Origin of the sequence: Nostoc sp. DedQUE04 (genome assembly GCF_034530995.1) — a bacterium.
GTDB lineage: Bacteria > Cyanobacteriota > Cyanobacteriia > Cyanobacteriales > Nostocaceae > Nostoc.
This window is the reverse complement of record NZ_JAVRCA010000093.1, coordinates 22,925-28,924: the sequence shown is the minus strand read 5'-3', so window position 1 is coordinate 28,924 and position 6,000 is coordinate 22,925. Positions and strand designations below refer to the sequence as shown.

Here is a 6,000-nt window from a genome sequence, read left to right as displayed (position 1 = left end):
ATTTTAACGCAGATGGGAAAGATGATTTAGTCAACGTCTTCAATGATGGGGGTCTAGCCAGTATCGATACTTATATTTGGTAATGATAAGCTTTTATAGCTGTTGCCAGGAAACCCTCTAATATCGTGTCCGGTTAAAGACTTATCATTAAGACGGCAGGGGAGCAGTTCTTGCTGGGGGCAGGGAGAAAGAGGGTTTCCTGGTTTTTGCACAGATGTGGGAATTATAACTAATTAGGCGGACATGATATAAAAACAAAAAACCCGCCGTAGCGGGTTGCACAACAAAACTATGAACAATGAAAACTTGATTTAGCTGGAATACCTCATTTCAGCTTCCAGTTGACGGATTAACTGTTCGTCGCCTTTTGCTCTAGCTATTTCCAAGCGATGCTCTAGGCTTTTTTGAATATTCGCTCTGTGAGTTTCTCGTGATTTGCTCAAACTTTGTAGTCTATTTTGACTCATAGTGATTACCTGCTTTAGTTTTTCAATTTATGTCTTGTATTCCTAACATAACACATATTTTGTAGCTGTTGCTACAGAAAATATATTTTTTATATAATTTGGCTAAAATATGTCTAATAACCAGATAGATAAACAACCACTCGTGACTTTACTGAGCGATTTTGGCGATCGCGATGTTTATGTAGGCATAATCAAGGGAGTCATAGCCCAAATCAACCCCAGACTGACGGTGGTAGATTTAACCCACCAAATTCCGCCGCAAGACATCAAAGCAGCCAGGTTTAGCCTGATGAATGCTTATGCCCATTTCCCACTTGGGACAGTGCATCTGGCAGTAGTAGATCCAGGTGTGGGAAGCAAGCGACGGGCGATCGCAGTAGAATTTGCTCAAGGGTTTTTGGTCGGCCCAGATAATAGTATCTTTAGCGGGGTACTCAGTCAAAGCCCCGCGATCGCAGCCGTCGAACTTACAAATCTTAATTATTGGCGCACTCCTCAACCAAGCAAGACTTTTCATGGTAGGGATATCTTTGCACCAGTGGCAGCTAATCTTGCAAGTGGTGTCCCCCTCAAACAGCTAGGGCAAGAAATCGATTTAGGAAGTTTGGTAAACCTGGATATAGGCGACTGCAAGCAGACAACCACTGGTGTAGTGGGTTGCATTCAATATATTGACCACTTTGGCAACTTAGTGAGTAACATTCCAGCGAGTTACGTGCAAGGCAAAAGTTGGTATGTGCAAGTTGCAGGATTGAGTGTACCAGGCTGTGAAACTTACAGTGAGGTGAAAGTGGGAGAGATAATAGCTTTAGTTGGCAGTCACGGTTGGGTAGAAATTGCCATTAATTGCGGAGATGCTCACTCACAATTAGAGATTGATTTACAAGATCCGTTAGAAGTGTTGTTTTTTTAAGACAATCAGACCAGTGAATCTTGCTAAAGTTAAGACAGTGAAAAATCACCAGGCTGCAAAGTGCCTGTTGGTAATTTGTGGAAAAGGCAAAGAAAGGGGAAAATTCTAGATATAAAATGGAGCGTGGGCAACTACATACCACTTAAAAACAAAGATTTTCATTTACCGTCGGCAGTGCCAATTCGACAAAAATTTCCAGAAAGCAACTGCTAAAAGATGTAAGTTTAGGAATGGTGACATGAAGTTGCCTTATTGCTCATAATAATAAAAGTAACCCTTGAGCAATTTCCTGTTGTACTCTACTAGAGAATCATAATTCTATTCTTAGCTATGACTACACAAACACTCTCTGCACCAGAAGTTTATCAAGGTCAGTTTGGGGAATTTACAATTACTCAAAGCGATCGCACTGGCGTAATTATCTATCGCGCTGGATTAATGGTAGCAGCACTGAGCTTTGCCATCGGCAGCGCCTTGATTTTACTCAACAATAACCCAACAGTTGTAACTTTACTGACACCTTTATATGCTTGTTTTAGCATCGCACTTGGTGTAAGTTTATTTACCATCCATATCTACATGGCATCACTGCACCGAGCATTGCAAGTTTTTTGGGCGATTGGTAGTATCGCATCAGTGATTCTGGCGATCGCTAGTAGTGAACCTTTAGCTCTTGCGATTTACAATCAGCCAATTACCTTATTTGGAGTTGGTTTTATCTTTGTAGCTTTAACAGGTATTTATTTTAAAGAGGCTTTTTGCTTCAATCGCCTGGAAACCAAAGTATTAACCCCAATTGTACCGCTACTGTTGTTAGGACATTTGGTAGGAATTTTACCAACTCAGGGAGAAAGCATTTTATTAGGAACTTGGGCAATATTATTTTTAGTGTTTGCCCTGCGAAAGACAGTCCAAGCAATTCCTGCTGATATTGGAGATAAGTCTGTGTTTACCTACTTGAAAGAACAACGTTTAGCTAAGGTTTAATGCGGATAAAAAATCGTCGGTGTCAAAAATTTCCCCAAATCAAACTAATCAAACGCCAAGAAATGTGGACACTTACGGCTCAAGGGTGGGCGATTGCGATCGCTTTGATTGTTTATTTAATATTTTTCATTTTTAGTCATGTACACTCATTTCTGGCCGTAACTTCCCCGATCCAATCAGCAGAAGTATTAGTTGTTGAAGGATGGCTACCAGATTACGCTATAGAAGAAGCTTTGACTGAATTTCAAAACGGTTCTTATCATCAAATAATTACTACCGGAGGTACATTAGGAAAAGGAAGTTATCTTACTGGATACAAGAACTTTGCAGACGTGTCAGCTGACACCTTCATAAAACTCGGTTTAGAAGCAGAAAAAGTAGTAGCCGTTCCGACACCTTTTGTGGTTAAAGATCGTAGTTATGCATCTGCTGCTGAATTTGAGCGTTGGCTATCCAATTCAAATTTAAAGATAGAATCGATTAATCTTTTTTCCTTGGACGTTCATGCCCGTAGGAGTTGGTTTCTTTTTAAAAAAATACTTACCCCTCAAATTAATGTTGGTGTGATTGCTGCGACAACACAAGATTATAATCCAAACAAATGGTGGAATTCTAGCGAAGGCGTGCGGATGGTTATTGATGAAGGTATAGCTTATCTTTATGCACGGTTTTTAAATTGGAAAGCCTAATAGTTATAATTCGTAATTCGTAATTCGTAATTCGTAATTCCCCAACTTATTTAATAAATCGGGGAGCTATCTAGTGAGCGTTTTATGTTTAATTAACGTGAGTTCGACAAGCCCTTTTTTGACCTCTCCCCCAACCCCTCTTGGACACCCAGAGGAAAGCAAAAACCCTAATTTTTCGTTGCTCCTCCCTTTCCCCGTGGGAGAGGGAGGTTGTCCGGGAGAGGTTCATCGAACTCACATTAATTAGGTTGACCTACTTACCCAGGATTTGTAATAATGCTTGCCGATAAATTTTCAAACCCTCTGCATTCAGATGGTCGCCATCACTGGTTAAATTTTCTTTAAGAACATTATTTTCATATAATGGTGCTAGTCCGGCTGCGGCAACTGGTACTTTTTCTGTTTCAGCCACTTGATTAATCAGAACATTAATTTGTTCAACTCTCTTAAGTGGGGCTGCTACTGTTGGATCTGAGCTTGCTGCCACTGTCGAATAAAAAGCCGGAATTAAAAAAATCTCTTTAGTTCCCATTGTGCGGATAAGTGCGATCGCTTCTTGGAGATTTTTGCTAAATAACTCATCACTGATTTGATACAAAGCATCATTTCCACCTACGGCAATAATGGCTTTTTCGCATTTCACCTTGGTAGGAATTAAACTTTTCAGTTGTTCTAGTAATGAGATTGTACTCAGACCATTTAACCCAAAATTAAAAGTACCACTCCCAAGGGTATTGCCAAGTCCAGCCGAAATAGAATCGCCAAATAAGCAACCTGAGAACTGTTTATCCTGGGCGGCGAGTGTTTGATATTGTAGGGCAACTTTCCCTAAAGGTGAAGAACTTACGTCATCTTTCGGCGGCGCATCAGCAGAACTAGCAGAGGAATTTGCCATACTGACTAGCTTCTGAATTTTTGACACATCAACAACTAATCGATCGCTGGGATAAGCTTGTAGAAAGCTGGCTATCCCTAGACCTTCTGGCGATCTTGCTCCGATGATAATAGCCGATCGTAGTGCTTGTATACTAGCTCGATCGCGACGAGCGATCGCTTGGGATGCAAAAGATAAAATTTGCTTGCCCATTCCTGTGTTTATCAACTTATCTAAAGCCACAATATCAAGCGACATTTTCACCTGAAGGGCTTCTTGAAATTTCTGTTTCTCTTTAGCGCTAAGGTAATCTAGAAAAGACTTCAGATCGGCAGAAACCTTTTGTGTCTTGTCATAGTTGCGTATATCTGCCACCGGGATCGATTGCTCAAACAATCCGTACCTGACGGTAACTTTTTCGGCTGCCAAACTAGGTAATAAACCAAGGCTACTATGCACCAGTAAAAATATTAAGCACCCAGATAGGCTGATTAAAAGACGATAGAAATATTTCATCACAGAAGATAAGAAGATAGATAGTCAATAGTTAATAGTCAAGAGTCAAGAGTCAAAAGTCAAGGGGAATTGGGAAAGAGGTCTTTGTAGAGACGGCGATTTATCGCGTCTCTTGCCTTAACCGAACAGTATCGCCCCTACTCCATCAACAGCCAACCCTAATTTGGGAATACTCAATCCAGTGGCGTGAGGATAGAACAGTGGTAGAAGAAGGCGCATATTGGCTAGCTTGGGCACAAATTTCGGGAATTGGGCCAGTATTACTGCGACGGCTACAACAGCATTTTGGCACGCTGGCAACAGCTTGGAACGCTACTAAGGTACAGTTAGGAGAAGTAGAGGGTTTTGGTTTTCAGACACTAGAAAAAGTAGTACAACAGCGATCGCGTTTGCACCCAGAACAACTATTTACCAAGCACCAGCAGGAAAACTCTCATTTCTGGACGCCAGCAGATGCAGATTATCCCCGTTTACTGCTAGAAACTCCGAGTCCACCGCCAATTTTGTACTATCGCGGTGAAGTCGAACTCCAAGAAAATCTCGGACAAAAACCAATGGTTGGGATTGTTGGAACCCGCCAACCTTCAGAATATGGTATCCGTTGGACTCGCCAAATTAGTACAGCTTTGGCTAAAAATGGCTTTACAGTCGTTTCTGGTATGGCAGAGGGAATTGACACCGAAAGCCACATCGCCGCCATGAAAGCAGGTGGACGAACGATCGCAGTTTTGGGAACTGGTGTAGATGTCATCTATCCGCATAAAAATCGGGATTTGTACAAGCAAATTTTGACGGCTGGGTTAGTTGTAAGTGAGTACCCCACAAAAACTCCACCCGACCGGACTCATTTTCCCCGTCGCAACCGGATTATTGCAGGCTTAAGCCGCGCCATCCTAGTAATGGAAGCGCCTTTAAAATCTGGTGCCTTAATTACTGCTACCTACGCAAATGAATTTGGTAGAGATGTCTATGCATTACCTGGAAGACTTGACGATTATCCATCCCAAGGATGCTTAAAGTTACTGAGTCAGGGAGCAACTTTCATTCTTAAAGAACTAGACGAACTGTTAATAATGCTAGGAGCAATACCACAAATTGATGCAATTGAGGCTTCTACAGCACCAGAACAGTTAATGCCAACTTTATCGCCAGAATTGCAAACAGTAATGAATGCGATGGCAAGTGATGCTTTACCCTTCGATTTTATTGTCCAACAAACCGGTATGGCTGCTGGCTCAGTTTCCAGTGCTTTGTTACAGTTGGAACTTATGGGTTTTATTTCGCAACTACCAGGTATGCGGTATCAAAAAAGTTAAGAATTAAAAGATAACAACATTATTTAGATTTATTTTTCGCAATTTCATCATCAGATTTATGACAGTTCGTAGTGTTCGCGTAGCGTCTGGCAGAGAGGACTTTAGTCCTCAAAATAAGGGGTACCGCTTATTACAAACTACAAATCCGATTGTTTTGTGACACTTGCGTAAGTCCTAACAATATAAAAATTTTATTTTTTTTTATATAAAAAAATTGCAGAAGTGGGGAAAATAGGAA

At 41.1% G+C, this 6,000-nt stretch carries 6 protein-coding genes; 4 read left to right on the top strand and 2 right to left on the bottom strand.

All coding sequences use genetic code 11. The features are described from left to right. Positions 1-311: 311 nt before the first annotated feature. Positions 312-467, bottom strand: coding sequence for a hypothetical protein (locus RM049_RS36185; RefSeq protein ID WP_322667452.1), 156 nt, complete (start codon positions 465-467; stop codon positions 312-314). Between the two features lie 109 nt (positions 468-576). Here RM049_RS36185 and RM049_RS36180 point away from each other — a divergent pair, with 109 nt between their 5' ends. The 3 genes from RM049_RS36180 to RM049_RS36170 all read left to right on the top strand — a co-directional run bounded on the left by RM049_RS36180 (position 577) and on the right by RM049_RS36170 (position 3,056). Next, positions 577-1,380 carry an SAM-dependent chlorinase/fluorinase gene (locus tag RM049_RS36180; RefSeq protein WP_322707652.1) on the top strand — a complete coding sequence of 268 codons (804 nt, stop codon included), beginning with the start codon at positions 577-579 and terminating at the stop codon, positions 1,378-1,380. 330 nt (positions 1,381-1,710) lie between these two features. Continuing rightward, positions 1,711-2,367 (top strand): DUF2301 domain-containing membrane protein, encoded by a 657-nt coding sequence (locus tag RM049_RS36175; protein ID WP_322688826.1) that lies wholly within the window; start codon positions 1,711-1,713, stop codon positions 2,365-2,367. Beyond that, on the top strand, positions 2,367-3,056 hold the full coding sequence (locus RM049_RS36170; protein WP_322707651.1) for an ElyC/SanA/YdcF family protein: 690 nt from the start codon (positions 2,367-2,369) through the stop codon (positions 3,054-3,056). The genes RM049_RS36175 and RM049_RS36170 overlap by 1 nt, the downstream gene beginning before the upstream one ends. Positions 3,057-3,309: 253 nt before the next feature. Here RM049_RS36170 and RM049_RS36165 read toward each other — a convergent pair whose 3' ends face one another. Further along, positions 3,310-4,446, bottom strand: a complete 1,137-nt coding sequence (locus tag RM049_RS36165; RefSeq protein WP_322707650.1) for an alpha/beta hydrolase — start codon at positions 4,444-4,446, stop codon at positions 3,310-3,312. A 200-nt stretch (positions 4,447-4,646) separates the two neighbouring features. Between RM049_RS36165 and dprA the strand changes: the two genes are divergently transcribed. Further along, positions 4,647-5,762 (top strand): DNA-processing protein DprA, encoded by a 1,116-nt coding sequence (gene dprA / locus RM049_RS36160; RefSeq protein WP_322707649.1) that lies wholly within the window; start codon positions 4,647-4,649, stop codon positions 5,760-5,762. The last annotated feature ends 238 nt before the right edge of the window (positions 5,763-6,000 follow it).